The sequence below is a fragment of the Pseudomonas rustica genome (assembly GCF_049959085.1).
Lineage (GTDB): Bacteria > Pseudomonadota > Gammaproteobacteria > Pseudomonadales > Pseudomonadaceae > Aquipseudomonas > Aquipseudomonas rustica.
Genome location: NZ_CP188200.1, coordinates 3958534 through 3973547, shown reverse-complemented (window position 1 = coordinate 3973547; position 15014 = coordinate 3958534). Strand labels below are relative to the sequence as shown.

The 15014-nt window shown below is 59.7% G+C and carries 15 protein-coding genes; 6 read left to right on the top strand and 9 right to left on the bottom strand.

Annotation, left to right across the window (positions count from 1 at the left end):
* Positions 1–62: 62 nt before the first annotated feature.
* Together ACP3TY_RS17930 and ACP3TY_RS17925 are read right to left on the bottom strand one after the other, a co-directional pair.
* Positions 63–779 (bottom strand): TorF family putative porin, encoded by a 717-nt coding sequence (locus ACP3TY_RS17930; protein WP_053118184.1) that lies wholly within the window; start codon positions 777–779, stop codon positions 63–65.
* A 217-nt stretch (positions 780–996) separates the two neighbouring features.
* Positions 997–1185 (bottom strand): hypothetical protein, encoded by a 189-nt coding sequence (locus tag ACP3TY_RS17925; protein WP_016702300.1) that lies wholly within the window; start codon positions 1183–1185, stop codon positions 997–999.
* 340 nt (positions 1186–1525) lie between these two features.
* Here ACP3TY_RS17925 and ACP3TY_RS17920 point away from each other — a divergent pair, with 340 nt between their 5' ends.
* The 4 genes from ACP3TY_RS17920 (at position 1526) to ACP3TY_RS17905 (ending at position 4454) form a co-directional block, all read left to right on the top strand.
* On the top strand, positions 1526–2362 hold the full coding sequence (locus ACP3TY_RS17920; protein WP_053118186.1) for a CvfB family protein: 837 nt from the start codon (positions 1526–1528) through the stop codon (positions 2360–2362).
* 103 nt (positions 2363–2465) lie between these two features.
* Positions 2466–2864, top strand: a complete 399-nt coding sequence (locus ACP3TY_RS17915) for a DUF2177 family protein (protein ID WP_426618113.1) — start codon at positions 2466–2468, stop codon at positions 2862–2864.
* A gap of 249 nt (positions 2865–3113) precedes the next feature.
* Entirely contained in the window at positions 3114–4043 is a 930-nt protein-coding gene (locus tag ACP3TY_RS17910; protein ID WP_426618112.1) for a DMT family transporter, read from the top strand.
* Between the two features lie 282 nt (positions 4044–4325).
* Positions 4326–4454 (top strand): PA1414 family protein, encoded by a 129-nt coding sequence (locus ACP3TY_RS17905; protein ID WP_003184145.1) that lies wholly within the window; start codon positions 4326–4328, stop codon positions 4452–4454.
* A gap of 89 nt (positions 4455–4543) precedes the next feature.
* Here ACP3TY_RS17905 and ACP3TY_RS17900 read toward each other — a convergent pair whose 3' ends face one another.
* The 5 genes from ACP3TY_RS17900 to speB form a co-directional block, all read right to left on the bottom strand.
* Positions 4544–4792: an acyl carrier protein gene (locus ACP3TY_RS17900; RefSeq protein ID WP_400649150.1), complete on the bottom strand. Its 249-nt coding sequence runs from the start codon at positions 4790–4792 to the stop codon at positions 4544–4546.
* A 130-nt stretch (positions 4793–4922) separates the two neighbouring features.
* Positions 4923–6302 carry a sodium:solute symporter gene (locus ACP3TY_RS17895; protein WP_426618111.1) on the bottom strand — a complete coding sequence of 460 codons (1380 nt, stop codon included), beginning with the start codon at positions 6300–6302 and terminating at the stop codon, positions 4923–4925.
* A gap of 155 nt (positions 6303–6457) precedes the next feature.
* Positions 6458–7969, bottom strand: coding sequence for a purine-cytosine permease family protein (locus ACP3TY_RS17890; RefSeq protein WP_426618110.1), 1512 nt, complete (start codon positions 7967–7969; stop codon positions 6458–6460).
* A 55-nt stretch (positions 7970–8024) separates the two neighbouring features.
* A complete protein-coding gene (locus ACP3TY_RS17885) occupies positions 8025–8447 on the bottom strand; it encodes a YybH family protein (RefSeq protein WP_053118199.1) in 423 nt (140 codons plus the stop codon).
* A 10-nt stretch (positions 8448–8457) separates the two neighbouring features.
* Positions 8458–9408, bottom strand: coding sequence for an agmatinase (gene speB / locus ACP3TY_RS17880; RefSeq protein ID WP_008086245.1), 951 nt, complete (start codon positions 9406–9408; stop codon positions 8458–8460).
* Positions 9409–9700: 292 nt separating this feature from the next.
* On the opposite strand from speB, the gene ACP3TY_RS17875 reads away from it, so the two are divergent.
* The gene (locus tag ACP3TY_RS17875; protein ID WP_053118206.1) at positions 9701–10594 is read left to right on the top strand and encodes a LysR family transcriptional regulator; all 894 of its coding nucleotides are present in this window, start codon (positions 9701–9703) and stop codon (positions 10592–10594) included.
* An 18-nt stretch (positions 10595–10612) separates the two neighbouring features.
* The gene (locus ACP3TY_RS17870; RefSeq protein ID WP_426618109.1) at positions 10613–11209 is read left to right on the top strand and encodes a tRNA-uridine aminocarboxypropyltransferase; all 597 of its coding nucleotides are present in this window, start codon (positions 10613–10615) and stop codon (positions 11207–11209) included.
* A gap of 114 nt (positions 11210–11323) precedes the next feature.
* Here ACP3TY_RS17870 and ACP3TY_RS17865 read toward each other — a convergent pair whose 3' ends face one another.
* Complete coding sequence (locus ACP3TY_RS17865; protein ID WP_426618108.1) at positions 11324–12685, bottom strand: HlyD family type I secretion periplasmic adaptor subunit; 1362 nt, start codon at positions 12683–12685, stop codon at positions 11324–11326.
* Positions 12686–12695: 10 nt separating this feature from the next.
* The gene (locus ACP3TY_RS17860) at positions 12696–14855 is read right to left on the bottom strand and encodes a type I secretion system permease/ATPase (protein WP_159814645.1); all 2160 of its coding nucleotides are present in this window, start codon (positions 14853–14855) and stop codon (positions 12696–12698) included.
* Between the last annotated feature and the right edge of the window lie 159 nt (positions 14856–15014).

The window sequence follows — 15014 nt, the reverse complement described above, 5'->3', positions numbered from 1 at the left end:
GATGGCCAGCCTGAGGGTCTGATGTTTATGTGAACGCAGAATGAGCCCGGCAGTTCAGCCGATCAATAGAAGGCGCGTTCGGCCTTGAGCGTGACGAGGCCGTCGCACTGGCTGTTGTGGCCGGAATAGGCCGAGCAATCGCTGCCGCTGAGGCTGGAGTTGCTGTAAATGAGATCGAGATCGACGCCCATCACCGGGCGGGAGAACTTCACCGACCAATCGGTAAAACTACTGACGTAGCCGCCGTCCACCGCTACTGGCGAGTTCAACTGGTGGGTGGTGTATTTCATGCTGACGCCGATGCCGAACGGCTGATTGCCGCCAAGGTCGGCGAAAAGGGTGTTGTTCTGTTTATCCGGGTCGTTGCTCAGCGCGATGCCGAAGCGGCTGCCGAGCAGGGTCAGGCCACCGAACACTTCCTGGCTGTCGAGGGTGTCGACCTTCGGATAGCTGTAATGAATCATCCCGACTTCGTAGCCGAGTAACTGATCGAATGGCTGTTTAAAGCCGACGTAGGAGTCGATTTCAAGGTTCTTGCCCGGCGAGATGCCCATGCTCGGTGCGTACTGACCGACGTAAAGGCCACTGTCGTGGCTCAGATCGAGACCGCCGTGGAACGAACCGACCGCCGCCGGTTTGACCAGGCCCTGCGCCATGCTGCGGCTGGGTGTGGTGCCGAGCTTCAGGTCGAAATCACCGAGTTCACGCTGAAAAATCTGCGCGTGCGCAGTCGTTGCCGCGAGCAGGCCTACAAGCAATAAACAGGAAGATGTGCGCATGCGTCACTCCATGAACAGCGAGCGCAGGACGGCGGGCCTGCTGAAACGCTTGATCTAGACGCGTGCAAGGATACCGGCGAATGCTCGGCATTGAAGGCCGTTCGTCGATTTCTGAATATTTGCTGTTTGGTTTGTTTAAAACGGGGAGGGTGTTGCGCGGTGCCAGTCCAGGCGCTTCGAAGCTCAAAGCGCCTCTGGACGGGTGTAAAACCGGGTGTTACTTCTTGCCCAGGCTGATCTGCTTGGACGGGCCGAACGTCTGGCCACTGACGCCTTTGGCAATTTGCTGGATCTCGCCGCCGGACTTGAGGAACGCTGCGATTTGATCGTTGATCGATTCGCTGGTTTCAACGGCTGGAGCTGGCTTTGCTTTGCTGTTGGATGCTTTTACACGCATGGCGGCCATTAACCTGTAGAAAAGTAACTCGGCCAGGCATCGTACAGTAATTACTTGACAATTGCTTGGTAAATATCCCCGGGAATAGCCCAGTGCAGCGCTGCATTATTCGCGGTTAATTAATTGGAATATCTAGCTAACCTGCTGTTTTAAATAAGATCATTGCTGTTTGACGGGACATTATGTCGCGGCTGAAACCCTCGCTGGCAGACTGACGAGCGGCACCTCGCTCGTCGGCGATCAAGGAAAATCAAGGCGTGGCGCAGATTTAGCCGAAACCGAGGATCTGCCGGCGAACGTTCACGGCAAAAACGGGTAGAATGCCGCCCACGTAATGAGGGTTCTGGAAATGGCTTTAGTCGGGCGTTACAACAGTTTGCAAGTGGTTAAACACACTAACTTCGGTTTATATCTGGACGGCGGTGCGGACGGCGAGATTCTTTTGCCCAACCGTTATATCCCTAAAGATATTCCCAGCGAAGATGAAGATTGGCTCAACGTTTTTGTTTATCTGGACAGCGAAGACAAACTTCTCGCTACCACAGAGAAACCAAAAGTTCAGGTCGGCGAATTTGCCAGTCTGAAAGTTGTTGAAGTCAACAGCATCGGTGTGTTCCTCGATTGGGGGCTGCCGAAGGATCTGTTGCTGCCGTATTCCGAAGAAAAGCGCCAGATGACCGCCGGCGAGTACTGCGTGGTGCACGTCTACCTCGACAAGCACACCCGCCGCATCACCGCCACCGCGCGGCTGGATCGCTATCTCGACAAAACCCCGGCCAATTACAGCCAGGGCCAGGAAGTTGATCTGCTGGTCGCCGAAGCCACCGACATGGGCTTCAAGGCGATCATCAACAACAAGCACTGGGGTTTGATCCACAAGAACGAAATCTTCAAGTTCATGCGCGCCGGCATGAGCGAGAAGGGCTACATCAAGGAAGTGCGCGCCGACGGCAAGATTGCCCTGAGCCTGCAACCGGTGGGTCAGGAAGCAGCGAGCAGCCTCAACTCGAAGATTCTCGCCAAGTTGCGCGACAACGACGGCACGCTGCCGGTCAGCGACAAGAGCGATCCAGCGTTGATCAGCAGCCTGTTCGGCGTCAGCAAAGGCAACTTCAAGAAGGCCATCGGTTCGCTGTACAAGGAAGGCAAGATCGTTATTCATGCCGATCGCATTGAACTAACCTGAGCCCACGCCAGCCCCATGTAGGAGCTGCCGCAGGCTGCGATTTGTTGATGTTGAGGGTCAAAAGATCGCAGCCTGCGGCAGCTCCTACATTGAGGGTGGTGAGATGAAAAGATCGCTGATTGCCTACGTCGCCACGCTGCTGACGTTTCTTCTGCTCGACGGCATCTGGCTGGGGCTGTTGATGGCGCCGACCTACCGCGAACTGCTCGGTTCGCTGATGCTGGAAAAACCGCTGCTGTTACCGGCCGCGGTTTTTTATTGCCTGTATGTTTTTGGCTGTGTGGTGTTTGTGGTGTTGCCCGCGCTGAGTTGGCAGTGGGCGGTGAAGAGGGGGGCGTTGTTGGGGCTGGTGGCGTATGGGACGTATGACCTGACGAATTGGGCGACGTTACGTGGGTGGTCGGTGCAGGTGACGTTGATGGATTGGGTTTGGGGGATGGTGGCGACGGCTGTGGCTTGTGCGGTTGGGTTTTTGGTGGTGAGGCGGTTTGGCCGGCGCTGATCCTTCATATGGGTTGGCAGTGAGGGCCTCTTCGCGAGCAGGCTCGCTCCCACAGGGGAAGGCATTCCAATGGTGGGAGCGAGCTTGCTCGCGAATGGCGGCGCAGCCGACGGCCATTCACCGCTGACGCTACAGAAGAAACAAATGTCTTTTCCTGACGCCTTTTTCCCTTCGACTCATTGATAATCCCCAACACTGTTTTCTGACCATTGGATGGCCTGCCATGTTGTGTGTGTTCGAGGTGTTGCGGTGAGTGTCGAGCGGCGCAATGCCGACCGGTTTGCCCTGCAAGTGATGATCGGCCTGTGCCTGATCTGGGGCGTGCAGCAAGTCATGATCAAATGGGCTGCGCCGGACATCGCGCCGGTGATGCAGGCGGCGGGGCGGTCAGGCATTTCCGCGTTGCTTGTAGGATTGTTGATCTGCTGGAAGGGTGGTTGGGATCAGGTCGGCAACACCTGGCGCGGCGGTTTGCTCGCCGGTGCGTTGTTCGGTCTGGAATTCTTCTTTATCTCCGAAGGCCTGCAACTGACCACGGCCGCGCACATGTCGGTATTCCTCTACACCGCGCCGATTTTCACCGCGTTGGGCGTGCATTTTCTGCTGTCCAGCGAGCGTCTAAGGCCGCTGCAATGGCTGGGGATTCTGCTCGCCTTCATCGGCATCGCGATTGCTTTCGCCGGCGGTGTGTCGTGGGACAACCTTGACCGGAGCATGCTGCTCGGTGATTTCTTCGGGATTCTGGCCGGTGCCTGCTGGGGCGCGACCACCGTGGTCGTGCGTGCCTCACGCTTATCCGACGCGCCGGTTACCTTGACCCTGTTCTATCAATTGATGGTCGGTTTCGTCGGGCTGTTGTTGATCGCGCTGTTCAGCGGCCAGATCACTCACGTCAACCTGACCACGGTGGCGGTGGCCAGTGTGCTGTTCCAAGGGCTGGTGGTGTCGTTCTTCAGTTACCTGGTGTGGTTCTGGCTGTTGCGTCGGTATCTGGCGGCCAATCTCGCGGTGTTTTCGTTTATGACGCCGCTGTTCGGCGTGACCTTCGGCGTGATTCTGCTCGGCGAAGAGCTGAGCCTGAACTTCATCATCGGCGCCGTGCTGGTGTTACTCGGCATCACCTTCGTCAGCGCCGAACAGTGGGTGCGTCGGCGTTTGCGCAAAGCGCTGGGTCAGTAGCCGCTGGCCGAGCATTCAGGGGGTGCGACAACATGGCTCATGGGGCCAAAGGCAGGGTCGGGGCCGATCCGAATACGTGGATAGAAGTGCTGCAGGCTGTCTATCCCGCGGCTTCGGCGGATGTGCGAGAAACGGCTTGAACCAATGGCTGCAGATTCTGTTCCATTCAGTAACAGATCATTGCGGATTTCGCCGAGCATTGCGTAGGACTTCGGACTATTATCAGTGCGAAGCGGCCTCAGAATTCCGGCCGCTCAGCACCACCCTGAAGGGGGCATGACGATGAAAGAGAAAATTCAAAACTGGCTGCACGACTTGGGTGTTGCCCTCGGCTTGATCGAACCGCCTCTGCAACCTGTCCCGATCCGCACCGATGACGAGCAGCGTCGCCGCCAGCCGCGCCGGCGGTAAGTGCCTCTTTAAGGATCAAGAGATCGCAGCCTTCGGCAGCTCCTACATGGATCAGTGTAGGAGCTGCCGAAGGCTGCGATCTTTTGCTTTCAATGCCGTCCAATCTCTAGCAAAAACCGGCTCAAGTCATTCGCGGTCTTCGCGGTCTTGAGCATGCGGTCTTCTTCGGCGGTGAATGCCGTCAGTCCGAATTCATCTTCCAGATGAAAGATCAAATCCTCGATATCGGCCTTTTCCAACCCCAATTGCACCAAGCTGGTGTGGTCGTTGAAGTCGCGGTTCTCCAGCAGACGGCGGATGAAACGGTGCACGGCGGCACGCACGGCAGCTCTTCTCATGGCAGATTTTTCTAGTCGTTGTTCTGCTTGAGTGAAGCATCTTCATCAGCACTTTTCTACAGACGAAAAAAACGGGTGTGGCAACCGACGCCACACCCGTCGAAGAAAGCATCAAGTCGTTACATCAAGCTTAGATCGCGCTCGCCACGGTAGCCGGGCGAGGGGAGACCAGGCTGACCACCACAAAACTGATCAGGCCCACAGCCAGGCTGTAGTAGATCGGCGTGTTGGCATCAAGGCCGTCCTTGATCATGAACAGCAGGGCGGTGGCGAAACCCAGACCCATGCTGGCGATGGCGCCGGCGGTGGTTGCGCGTTTCCAGAAGATCGCCCCGATCAGCGGGATCAACATGCCGCCCACCAACAGGTTGTAGGCGAGGGTCAGCGCGCTGATCACATCGTTCACCACCAGAGCGATACCCAGCACGACAATGCCGGTCAGCAGGGTGAACAGGCGGTTGATGCCCAGGCTCGATTGTTTACCGCCGCGCAGTTTCGGCAGCAGGTCTTCGGTGATGGTGGTGGCAGCGGCGAGCAGGCCGGCGCTGGCGGTAGACATCATGGCGGCCAGTGCAGCCGCGATCACCAGACCCCGGATGCCGTCCGGCAGCGACAGTTTGACGATGGCGGCGAAGGCGTTGTTGACGTTGGACAGATCAGGAATCAGCACGTGTGCCGCCATGCCGATCAGGGCGCAGGCCAGGCCGTAGATGATGCAGTAGATGCCGGCGGCGCTGCCGGCGTACTTGGCGACTTTTTCGTTTTTGACGGTGAACACCCGTTGCCAGATGTCCTGACCGATCAGGATGCCGAAGAAGTAGATCATGAAGTAGGTGATGATCGTGTCCCAACCGATCGTGGTGAAGTTGAACGCGGTGGCCGGCAACTTCAGCACCAACTCGTCCCAACCGCCCACGCGGTACAGGCAGATCGGCAACAGGATGAACATCAGGCCGACGGTCTTGATGATGAACTGGACGATGTCGGTCAGGGTCAGCGACCACATGCCGCCGATCGCCGAGTAGATCACCACCACGCCACCACCGACCAGTACCGAGACCCAGAACGGCAGGTCAAACAGCACTTGCAGGACGGTGCCGATCGCGAGGATCGAGGTCACGCCGATCATCAGTGCGTAGGCCAGCATGATCAGCGCGGAGGCCGAGCGAGCCATCGGGTTGTAGCGTTTTTCCAGCACTTGGGTAACGGTGTAGATCTTCAGTTTCAGCAGCGGTTTGGCCAGAAACAGGTTCAGCGCGAGAATCCCGCAACCCAGCGCGGCGCACAGCCAGAAACCGGAGATGCCATGCACGTAGCCGAGGCGAACGGTGCCGACGGTGGACGCACCACCGAGCACGGTAGCGGCCATGGTGCCCATGTACAGGCTTGGGCCGAGGTTACGACCGGCGACCAGAAAGTCCTCGTTGGTCTTGGCCTTGCGCATGCCGAAATAGCCGAGCAAAAGCATGCCGGCTGCGTAGATGAGGACGACGAATAAATCCAAAGCCATGATGGCGTGTCTCCGATTGTCTTTTTTATGTGAGGCTGAATTCAGTCTCCTGTGGGAGCGAGCTTGCTCGCGAAGGCGTCGGCACATTCAACACTGATGTGACTGACAGATCGCTTTCGCGAGCAAGCTCGCTCCCACAGGGGATAGGCGTTTATTCAGGCGGCTTGTCGCATTGCCGCTTTTACCGGCGACTCCGCGCCTTGGCTCCGTGCATCCTTCGGGCCGAACACTTCTCGCGGTTCCGGGAACAGGCTCAGCAGCGTCAGGTACACCACCGAAGCCAGGCCCAGGGTCACCGGCAAGCTGATGTCGATGCCGCCGGCCATTTCACCCAGCGGGCCAACGAATTGCCCCGGCAGGTTGACGAAGCACAGGCCGACCGCCGCGCTCGGGATCCACGCGCCCAGGCCGCGCCAGTTCCAGCCGTGGTTGAACCAGTAGCGTCCGCCCTGTTCGCCGCGCGTGAACACTTGCAGGTCATCCGGGCAGTAGAAACCGCGACGTACCAACAGGCCGATGATCATGATCACCATCCATGGCGTGGTGCAGGTGATGATCAGCACGGCGAAGGTCGACACGCTCTGCACCAGGTTCGCCGCGAAGCGACCGATGAAGATGAAGGCAATCGACAGCAAGCCGATCAGCAGCGTCGCTTTCACCCGCGACAGCACGCGCGGGAACACGCTGGACATGTCCAGCCCGGTGCCGTACAGCGACGTGGTGCCGGTGGACATGCCGCCGATCACCGCAATCAGACACACCGGCAGGAAGAACCAGCTCGGCGACACCGCCAGCAAACCACCGACATAATTGTTCGCCGCGATGTAGTCCGGCGCCTTGATCGCGACGATGGTCGCGGTGGTCAGGCCGAACAAAAACGGAATCAGGGTTGCCAACTGTGCCGCGATCACCGCCAGCATGATCTGGGCTTTCGGGGTTGTGCGCGGGATGTAGCGTGACCAGTCGCCGAGGAAGGCGCCGAAGGAAATCGGGTTGCTCATCGCCACCAATGCGGCGCCGATAAACGCCGCCCAGAAACCTGCCTGACCGAGGGCCACGCTGCCGGCGTACTGGCTGTCGAAGGCGGGGGCAAAGGCGAAAATGCCGAGCAGGAACAACAGGCTCGCGGCCCACACCGCAATGCGGTTGACCCACAGCATGATGCGGAAGCCGTAGATGCACACGGTGAGTACCAGCAACGCGAACAAGCCGTAGGCCAGACCCAGGGTCAGGTCGGTTTCCGGCAGGCCGATCAGACGTTTGGCACCACCGACCAGCGCGTCACCCGAACTCCACACCGACAGTGAGAAGAACGCGATCGCCGTCAACAACGACAGGAACGAGCCGACGATCCGCCCATGCACACCGAAATGCGCACCCGATGACACAGCATTGTTGGTGCCGTTGAGCGGGCCGAACAGGCCCATCGGCGCAAGGATCAGCGCACCGACCACCACGCCCAGCACGATCGCCCAGACGCCGGCCTGAAAAGACAGACCGAACAGCACCGGGAAACTGCCGAGCACGGCGGTGGCGAAGGTATTGGCGCCGCCGAAGATCAAGCGAAACAGGTCGCTGGGTCGGGCGTCGCGCTCATGATCCGGGATCTGTTCGACCCCGTTTGTTTCAATGCTGCTAAGGCTTTTTTCGTTGTTGTTGTTATTCATGATCTGCTCCGATCACAAAGGCGCGCTCATCGTTCGTGAGCGTCACCTGTTTTGGCTAAGGGGATGGCAGCCCTTCCGGCATCGCGGACAAATGTTCGTGGCAGGCCAGCCAATGGCCTTGTTGTTCTAGGCTCGACGCTTGTTTCTTGAAAACAATCGTCTCGCGCTCCTGGCTGAAGTGTTGCTCCCCTTGCATGCGCAGCTCGGTGGCCACGTCATGGATGAAAATCGCCACGTCACCTTGCAGGCTGACGAAGGCGTTGCTCGAGGTGCACGCAAGCACCTCGAAGCCATCCTCGGCGCGCCAGCTGTCCCACAAGGCCTGATAGGCATCGCGCGACAGCAGTGGCTGTTCGAGGGTGTAGAAAACGAAACTTGCATCGGCGCTGAACGCGCCGAAGTAAGCCTCGCGATCGTTACGGGCAAAGGCAGCCACCAGTTCGGCGGCCGCTTGCAGAACCTGATCACGTTCGTTCATGACGCAACCCTCAGCGGTGCACCACGCCAGGCAGTACGCAGAGCATTTCGTACAGCAGGTTGGCGGCCAGCAGCGAGGTGTTGCCGGTGGTGTCGTAAGCGGGCGAGACTTCTACCAGATCGCAACCGATCAAGTCGAGGCCTTGGCAGCCGCGAACGATTTCAATCGCCTGAATGGTCGTCAGGCCACCGATTTCCGGGGTGCCGGTGCCAGGTGCCCAAGCCGGATCGATGCCGTCGATGTCGAAGCTCAGGTACACCGGGCCGCCGCCGACTTTCTCGCGCACTTCGGCCATCAGCGGTGCCAGCGACTTGTGCCAGCACTCTTCGGCCTGAACCACGCGGAAGCCCTGATCGCGGCTCCAGTTGAAGTCGTCAGCCGTGTAACCCTGAGCGCGCAGACCGATCTGCACGACGCGATCACAATCGAGCAGACCTTCTTCAACCGCGCGGCGGAAGGTGGTGCCGTGGGCGATTTTCTCGCCGAACATGTGATCGTTGACGTCCGCGTGGGCATCGATGTGCACCAGACCGACCTTGCCATGCTTTTTATGAATCGCACGCAGGATTGGCAGGGTGATGGTGTGGTCGCCACCCAGGGTCATCGGGATCACGTTGTGCTCGAGGATGTTGTCGTAGGCTTCTTCGATGATGCGCACGGCGTCGAGCAGGTTGAAGGTGTTGATCGCCACGTCGCCAATGTCGGCCACGGCCAGCGAGTCGAACGGCGCAGCGCCGGTCGCCATGTTGTAAGGGCGGATCATTACCGATTCGGTGCGAATGTCGCGTGGCCCGAAGCGGGTGCCGGGGCGCAGCGAAGTACCGATGTCCAGTGGCACGCCTACGAAGGCAGCGTCCAGGCCGGCAGCGGTCGGTACATGGGGGAGTCGGAGCATGGTGGCGATGCCGCCGAAGCGCGGCATTTCGTTGCCGCCCAGTGGTTGGTGAAGAATCTTGTCCACGGGTAGGGCCTCATCGTCTTTGTTTTATTTATATCGGCGCGCCGTTGAGCACAGGTTCGGACGCCGCTGTGGGGCCGATGATGCGAAATGTAGTGAGGGGAAAGAATCGCTACGGGCAAATACTTAGTTCAGATTTTTCTAAACTAATGCCAGACTTCCACACCGGCTCGTTCCCATGCTCCGCGTGGGAATGCATCTACGGACGCTCCGCGTCCAGCCGTACTTGTAGGTGACGCAGAGCGTCACAGGCTGCATTCCCACGCAGAGCGTGGGAACGATCCTTGGAGTAGACATGGCCAACGCTTTACCCGACCTGAAACTATTGCGCATCTTCGTCAGCGTCGTGCGCCATCAGGGTTTCGCCAATGCGCAGCAGGAACTCAACCTGTCGACCTCGGCGATCAGCACCTACATGAGCCAGCTCGAAGCCGCGCTAGGTCTGGTGCTGTGCCATCGCGGACGCGGCGGGTTCAGCCTGACCAGCAAGGGTGAGCTGTTCCATCAGGAAACCCTGCGCCTGCTCGCCGAACTCGAAGGGTTCGAGCAATACGCCGCCGCGCTCAAGGGCGAATTGCGCGGCACGCTCAACCTCGGGGTGATCGACTCCACGGTCAGCGACAAGGCCTTGCCGTTCGCCGAAGCCATTGGCGGCTACAGTCAGGAACACCCGGCGGTGCATTTGCACTTATCGGTGATGAGCCCGTACGAATTGCAACTCGGTGTGCAGGACAATCGCCTCGACCTGGCCATCGGCGCGTTCTCCACACGGATGAGCGGTCTGGTCTACATGCCGCTGTACCGCGAGCAGCACTGGTTGTATTGCAGCAGCCGCCATCCGTTGTTCAACGAGCGGCGCATCCCTGAGCAAGTCATCACCCAGCAGCGCATGGTCGGTCGTGGTTACTGGAGTCAGGCCGAGCTGGCGCGTCACGGTTTCAAGCACAGCGCAGCGACCGTGGAAAGTATGGAGGCGCAGCTGATTCTGGTGCTGTCCGGCGCCTACATTGGTTACTTGCCGGAGCACTACGCGCAGGCGTGGGCCGACAAAGGGGATTTGCGGGTTCTGCTGCCGGCGACGTTCGGTTATCAGGCGCCGTTCTCGATGATCATGCGCCGGGGCCGTAGCCGTGAGCCGCTGATCCAGACCTTCCGCGATTTGCTCAAAGCACAGCTCAATCAGGCTTAGCTTGTAGGAAAAAGAAGTATGTCCAGACCTCAATGCCCGCGCTGCCTGCGCCCACAAACCCATTGCCTGTGCCCGCTGATCCCCAGCCTCGACAGCCGCACGCGGGTGTTGCTGTTGCAGCATCCGAGCGAGGTCAATCATGCGTTGAACACCGCGCGATTGGCGGCGCTGGGGTTGAGCAATGCCGAGTTGATTGTCGGCGAGGTTTTTGAGGATTTGCCGACGTTGTTGAATCAGCCGGGGTATCGGGCGCGGTTGTTGTTTCCCGCCGATGATGCGCAACCGATGCAGGCTTACGCTGAGTCGGATGAGCCGTTGTTACTGGTGGTGCCTGATGGAACGTGGCGTAAAGCGCGCAAGATGCTGCACCTCAATCCACTGCTGGCGGCGTTGCCACGGGTGACGCTGGCCGAGGGCGGGGTGTCGCGCTATCGGTTGCGCAAGGCCCCGGGGCCGGGGGCGTTGTCGACGGTTGAGGCGATTGTGAAGGCGTTGCAAACGCTGGAGGCGCCGGTTTCGTTTGAGCCGTTGCTCAAGCCGTTTGAAGCGTTGATCGAGGGGCAGATCGCGGCGATGGGGGAGGAGACCTTTCAGCGTAATCATGGCGATAGATGATCGTTCCCACGCTCTGCGTGGGAATGCATCCAGTGACGCTCTGCGTCACAGTCGCGAAGGGACGCGGAGCGTCCCGGGCGGCATTCCCATGCGGAGCATGGGAACGATCATTCGCTACCGCTCGCGCATCGCCTCAGTCCGCGCCTTCAAGACCGGTTTCAACAGGTAATCCAGCACACTCTTCTCCCCGGTAATGATGTCCACCGTCGCCACCATCCCCGGAATAATCAGCAGCGGCTTCACATCTCCGCCCAAATGGTTTTTATCGGTGCGCACCTGAATCAGGTAAAAGCTGTTGCCCTTGTCATCAGTAATCGTGTCCGCGCCGATCAGCTCAAGCTTGGCGCTCAGCCCGCCGTAAATCGTGTAGTCATAAGCACTGAACTTGACCATCGCCTTCTGCCCCGGATGCAGAAACGCCACGTCCTGCGGGCGCACTTTGGCTTCGATCAGCAGGTTGTCCTCCAGCGGCACGATTTCAACCATGTCGCTGCCCGGCTGCACCACGCCGCCGATGGTGTTGACCTTCAATTGCTTGATCACGCCGTGCACCGGTGACGTCACGGTGGTGCGGGTGACCCGGTCGTCGATGGCGATGCTGGTCGCGGTGATTTTTGACAGGTCGGTGCGTTTCTCGTTTAGCTCTTTGGCGGCTTCGGAGCGGAAGGTTTGTTCGGATTCGTCGATCTTGCTGCGGATCTCGGCAATCGCCGATTCGGCGCGGGGAATGGCGAGTGTGGTGGCGTTCAGCGAACCTCGGATCTCCACCGCGCTGCGCTTCAATCGCAGGATCTCCACCGGCGACACCGCACCGGTTTTCACCAGCGGTTCGGACATGTTCATTTCTTGCTGCAGCAAGGCCAGACTGGAACTGAACTGGCCCTGCTTGGAACGAAATTCCGCCAGTTCCTGGGTTTTCTGCCGCAGTTGTTCGCTGAGGGTTCGTTGTTCACTGGCCAGTCGGCGCTGGCGTTGGTCATACAGCGAGCGCTCGTCTTCAGCGACTTGCGGCGCTTTGGCGACCACTTCATCGGAGAGCTTGAACGGCCGGCCTTCCGCTTCGGCCGACAGTCTTTCGACCTGCGCCGTCAGCGCATAACGATCGGCCTCGCTCTCGCCTTTGTTCGAACGGAAGCGCGTGTCATCCAGACGCAGCAGGGTGTCGCCCTTGTTCACCATTTGCCCTTCACGCACGAAGATCTCGGTAACGATGCCGCCCTCAAGGTTCTGGATCACCTGAATCTTGCTCGACGGAATCGCCTTGCCTTCGCCCATGGTCACTTCTTCGAGCACGGCGAATTTGGCCCAGACCACCGCACTGATCAGCAGCCCCGCCGCCAGCCACACGGTGATCCGCGACCAGCGCGGCGAATCCTGCAACGCGGCCCCGGCGGTTTCCGGCATGAACTCAGCCTCGGCGCTTTTGCCGAAACTGTCGAAGTAGCCGCGAGATTTGCTTTCACTTGAAGCAGACATGGCGCAACTCCTAAACCGCCGCAGAGCCGACGCGGCCCTTGCGCAGTGCTTCGATGACTGCTTCTTTCGGGCCGTCGGCGACGATCCGGCCGTTGTCGAGTACCAGCAGCCGATCCACCAGGCTCAGCATCGAGGTGCGGTGAGTGACCAGCAGCAGGGTTTTGCCTTGCACCCAGCCATGAAGTTTCTGGCGCAGGATGTCTTCGCTGCTGTTGTCCATGGCGCTGGTGGGTTCGTCGAGGAGCATGATCGGCGGGTCGAGCAACAGCGAACGCGCGAGTAATACCGCTTGGCGTTGGCCGCCGGAAAGCAATTGCCCGCGCTCACCGACCGGCCGATCAAAGCCTTGCGGATGCTGGCGAGCGAGTTCGGTGACGCCGGTCAGCTCAGCCACTTCAAGCATCCGCGAATCGCTGACGTAGCGTGCGCCGAGGGTGAGGTTATCGCGCAGGCTGCCCGCCAGCAGCGGCAGGTCGTGGGCGACATAGCCGATTTGCTGGCGCAGATCCGCGACATCCAGTTGCCGCAGGTCGAGACCGTCGAGCAGCAACTGGCCTTCTTCTGGCTCATAGAAACCCATCACCAACCGCGCCAAGGTGCTTTTACCCGAGCCACTGCGACCGATAATGCCAACCCGTTCGCCGGCCTTGAGGCTGAAGCTGATGTTGCTCAGGGCCGGCGCATTCTGGCCGTTGTAGTGAAAGGTCACGCCGTTGACGTCCAGCGCGCCTTGCAGTTGCGTGCGTTCCAGCGGCCGCTGTTTGCCGTCGCGTTCTTGCGGCAACGACATCAATGCGTCGGTGCTTTTCATGGTCAATTGCGCTTGCTGATAACGGGTGATCAGCCCGGCGATCTGCCCCAGCGGCGCGAGTACGCGGCTGCCGAGCATGTAGCTGGCGACCAGCGCACCAACGCTGAGGTTGCCGGCGATGATGCTGTAAACCCCGGCGACAATCGTCGCCATCCCCGAGAACTGCTGAATGAACAATGTGCCGTTGGTTGCCAGCGCCGAGAGATTGCGCGCATGGCTGTCGAGGCGGGTGAGGGCGCCGTGGGTGCTTTCCCATTTGTGCTGGCGCTCGCTTTCGGCACTGCAGGCCTTGAGGGTTTCCAGACCGCCGAGTGTTTCGATCAGCACGGCCTGGCGTTCGGCGCCGAGGCTCAGGCTTTTCTGCACGGTGTCGCGCAGGCGCACCTGAATCGCCAGGGCGAAGATGATCGTGATCGGAAACGCCAACATCGGAATCACCACCAGCCAGCCGCCGAGCAGACCGATCACTACCAGCATCAGCACGACGAAGGGCAGGTCGATCAGGCTGGTCAGGGTGACGGCGGTGAGGAATTCACGCAGACCCTGAAAGTCATGAATGCTCTGCGCAAACCCGCCGATGGTCGCTGGCCGCGCCTTCATCGACATGCCGGTGATGCGCTCAAACAAAGTCGCGGAAAGGATCACATCGGTTTTCTTGCCGGCGGTGTCGAGCAAGTGCGCACGCACCACCCGCAGCACCAGTTCGAAACCGGTGCCGATCAACAGGCCAATCGACAACACCCATAAGGTCGACGTCGCTTGGTTTGGCACCACGCGGTCGTAGGTCTGCATGACAAACAGCGGCACCATCAGGCCCAGCAGGTTGATCAGAAAACTGGCGAGAATCGCATCGCCGTATAGCCATTTCGACAGCTTCAGGGTATCGCGAAACCACGCATGCACGCGCGGCACCAGCGGCGAGCGCAGGTCTTCGAGTTCGTGGCGCGGCCGGGCGAACAAGGCTTGGCCGCTGTAGTGTTCGGTGAGTTCTTCACGGCTGACCCATTGCTCGCCGCCATCGGCTTCGCTGGGCAGAATCAGCGCTTTGCCGTCATCGCCAAAACGCCGCAGCACGGCGGTGCGACCGTCGTTGAGTAACAACAGAATCGGCAGGTTCAGCGGTGAGATGTCTTTGAGTTCACGGCGCAACATCCGCGCCTGCAACCCTGCACGAGCAGCCGCACGGGGTAGCAAATCGAGGCTCAAACGTTGTTTGTTCAGCGGCAGCCCGGCACTCAGGCTGGCGCGACTGACCGTCGCGCCATGCAGTTTGCAGAGAATCAACAGACCGTCGAGTAACGGATCATCGAAGCTCAGCCGCGGATCGACCCCAGAGTTGCCGGGTTCCATGCTGGTCATATTGATCGCTCCTTTGAACTGGCTCGGACACCCACATCAACCCTGCTGCATGATCGTTCCCACGCTCTGCGTGGGAATGCCTCTAGGGACGCTCTGCGTCCAGTGACGCGGAGCGTCACGGGCTTCATTCCCACGCAGAGCGTGGGAACGATCATGCAG

What these genes read in the sequence shown, in the direction of transcription:
- ACP3TY_RS17930 (WP_053118184.1), bottom strand. Translation starts at nt 779, where the DNA reads ATGCGCACATCTTCCTGTTTATTGCTTGTAGGCCTGCTCGCGGCAACG.
- ACP3TY_RS17925 (WP_016702300.1), bottom strand. Translation starts at nt 1,185, where the DNA reads ATGGCCGCCATGCGTGTAAAAGCATCCAACAGCAAAGCAAAGCCAGCT.
- ACP3TY_RS17920 (WP_053118186.1), top strand. Translation starts at nt 1,526, where the DNA reads ATGGCTTTAGTCGGGCGTTACAACAGTTTGCAAGTGGTTAAACACACT.
- ACP3TY_RS17915 (WP_426618113.1), top strand. Translation starts at nt 2,466, where the DNA reads ATGAAAAGATCGCTGATTGCCTACGTCGCCACGCTGCTGACGTTTCTT.
- ACP3TY_RS17905 (WP_003184145.1), top strand. Translation starts at nt 4,326, where the DNA reads ATGAAAGAGAAAATTCAAAACTGGCTGCACGACTTGGGTGTTGCCCTC.
- ACP3TY_RS17900 (WP_400649150.1), bottom strand. Translation starts at nt 4,792, where the DNA reads ATGAGAAGAGCTGCCGTGCGTGCCGCCGTGCACCGTTTCATCCGCCGT.
- ACP3TY_RS17895 (WP_426618111.1), bottom strand. Translation starts at nt 6,302, where the DNA reads ATGGCTTTGGATTTATTCGTCGTCCTCATCTACGCAGCCGGCATGCTT.
- ACP3TY_RS17890 (WP_426618110.1), bottom strand. Translation starts at nt 7,969, where the DNA reads ATGAATAACAACAACAACGAAAAAAGCCTTAGCAGCATTGAAACAAAC.
- ACP3TY_RS17885 (WP_053118199.1), bottom strand. Translation starts at nt 8,447, where the DNA reads ATGAACGAACGTGATCAGGTTCTGCAAGCGGCCGCCGAACTGGTGGCT.
- ACP3TY_RS17875 (WP_053118206.1), top strand. Translation starts at nt 9,701, where the DNA reads ATGGCCAACGCTTTACCCGACCTGAAACTATTGCGCATCTTCGTCAGC.
- ACP3TY_RS17870 (WP_426618109.1), top strand. Translation starts at nt 10,613, where the DNA reads ATGTCCAGACCTCAATGCCCGCGCTGCCTGCGCCCACAAACCCATTGC.
- ACP3TY_RS17865 (WP_426618108.1), bottom strand. Translation starts at nt 12,685, where the DNA reads ATGTCTGCTTCAAGTGAAAGCAAATCTCGCGGCTACTTCGACAGTTTC.
- ACP3TY_RS17860 (WP_159814645.1), bottom strand. Translation starts at nt 14,855, where the DNA reads ATGACCAGCATGGAACCCGGCAACTCTGGGGTCGATCCGCGGCTGAGC.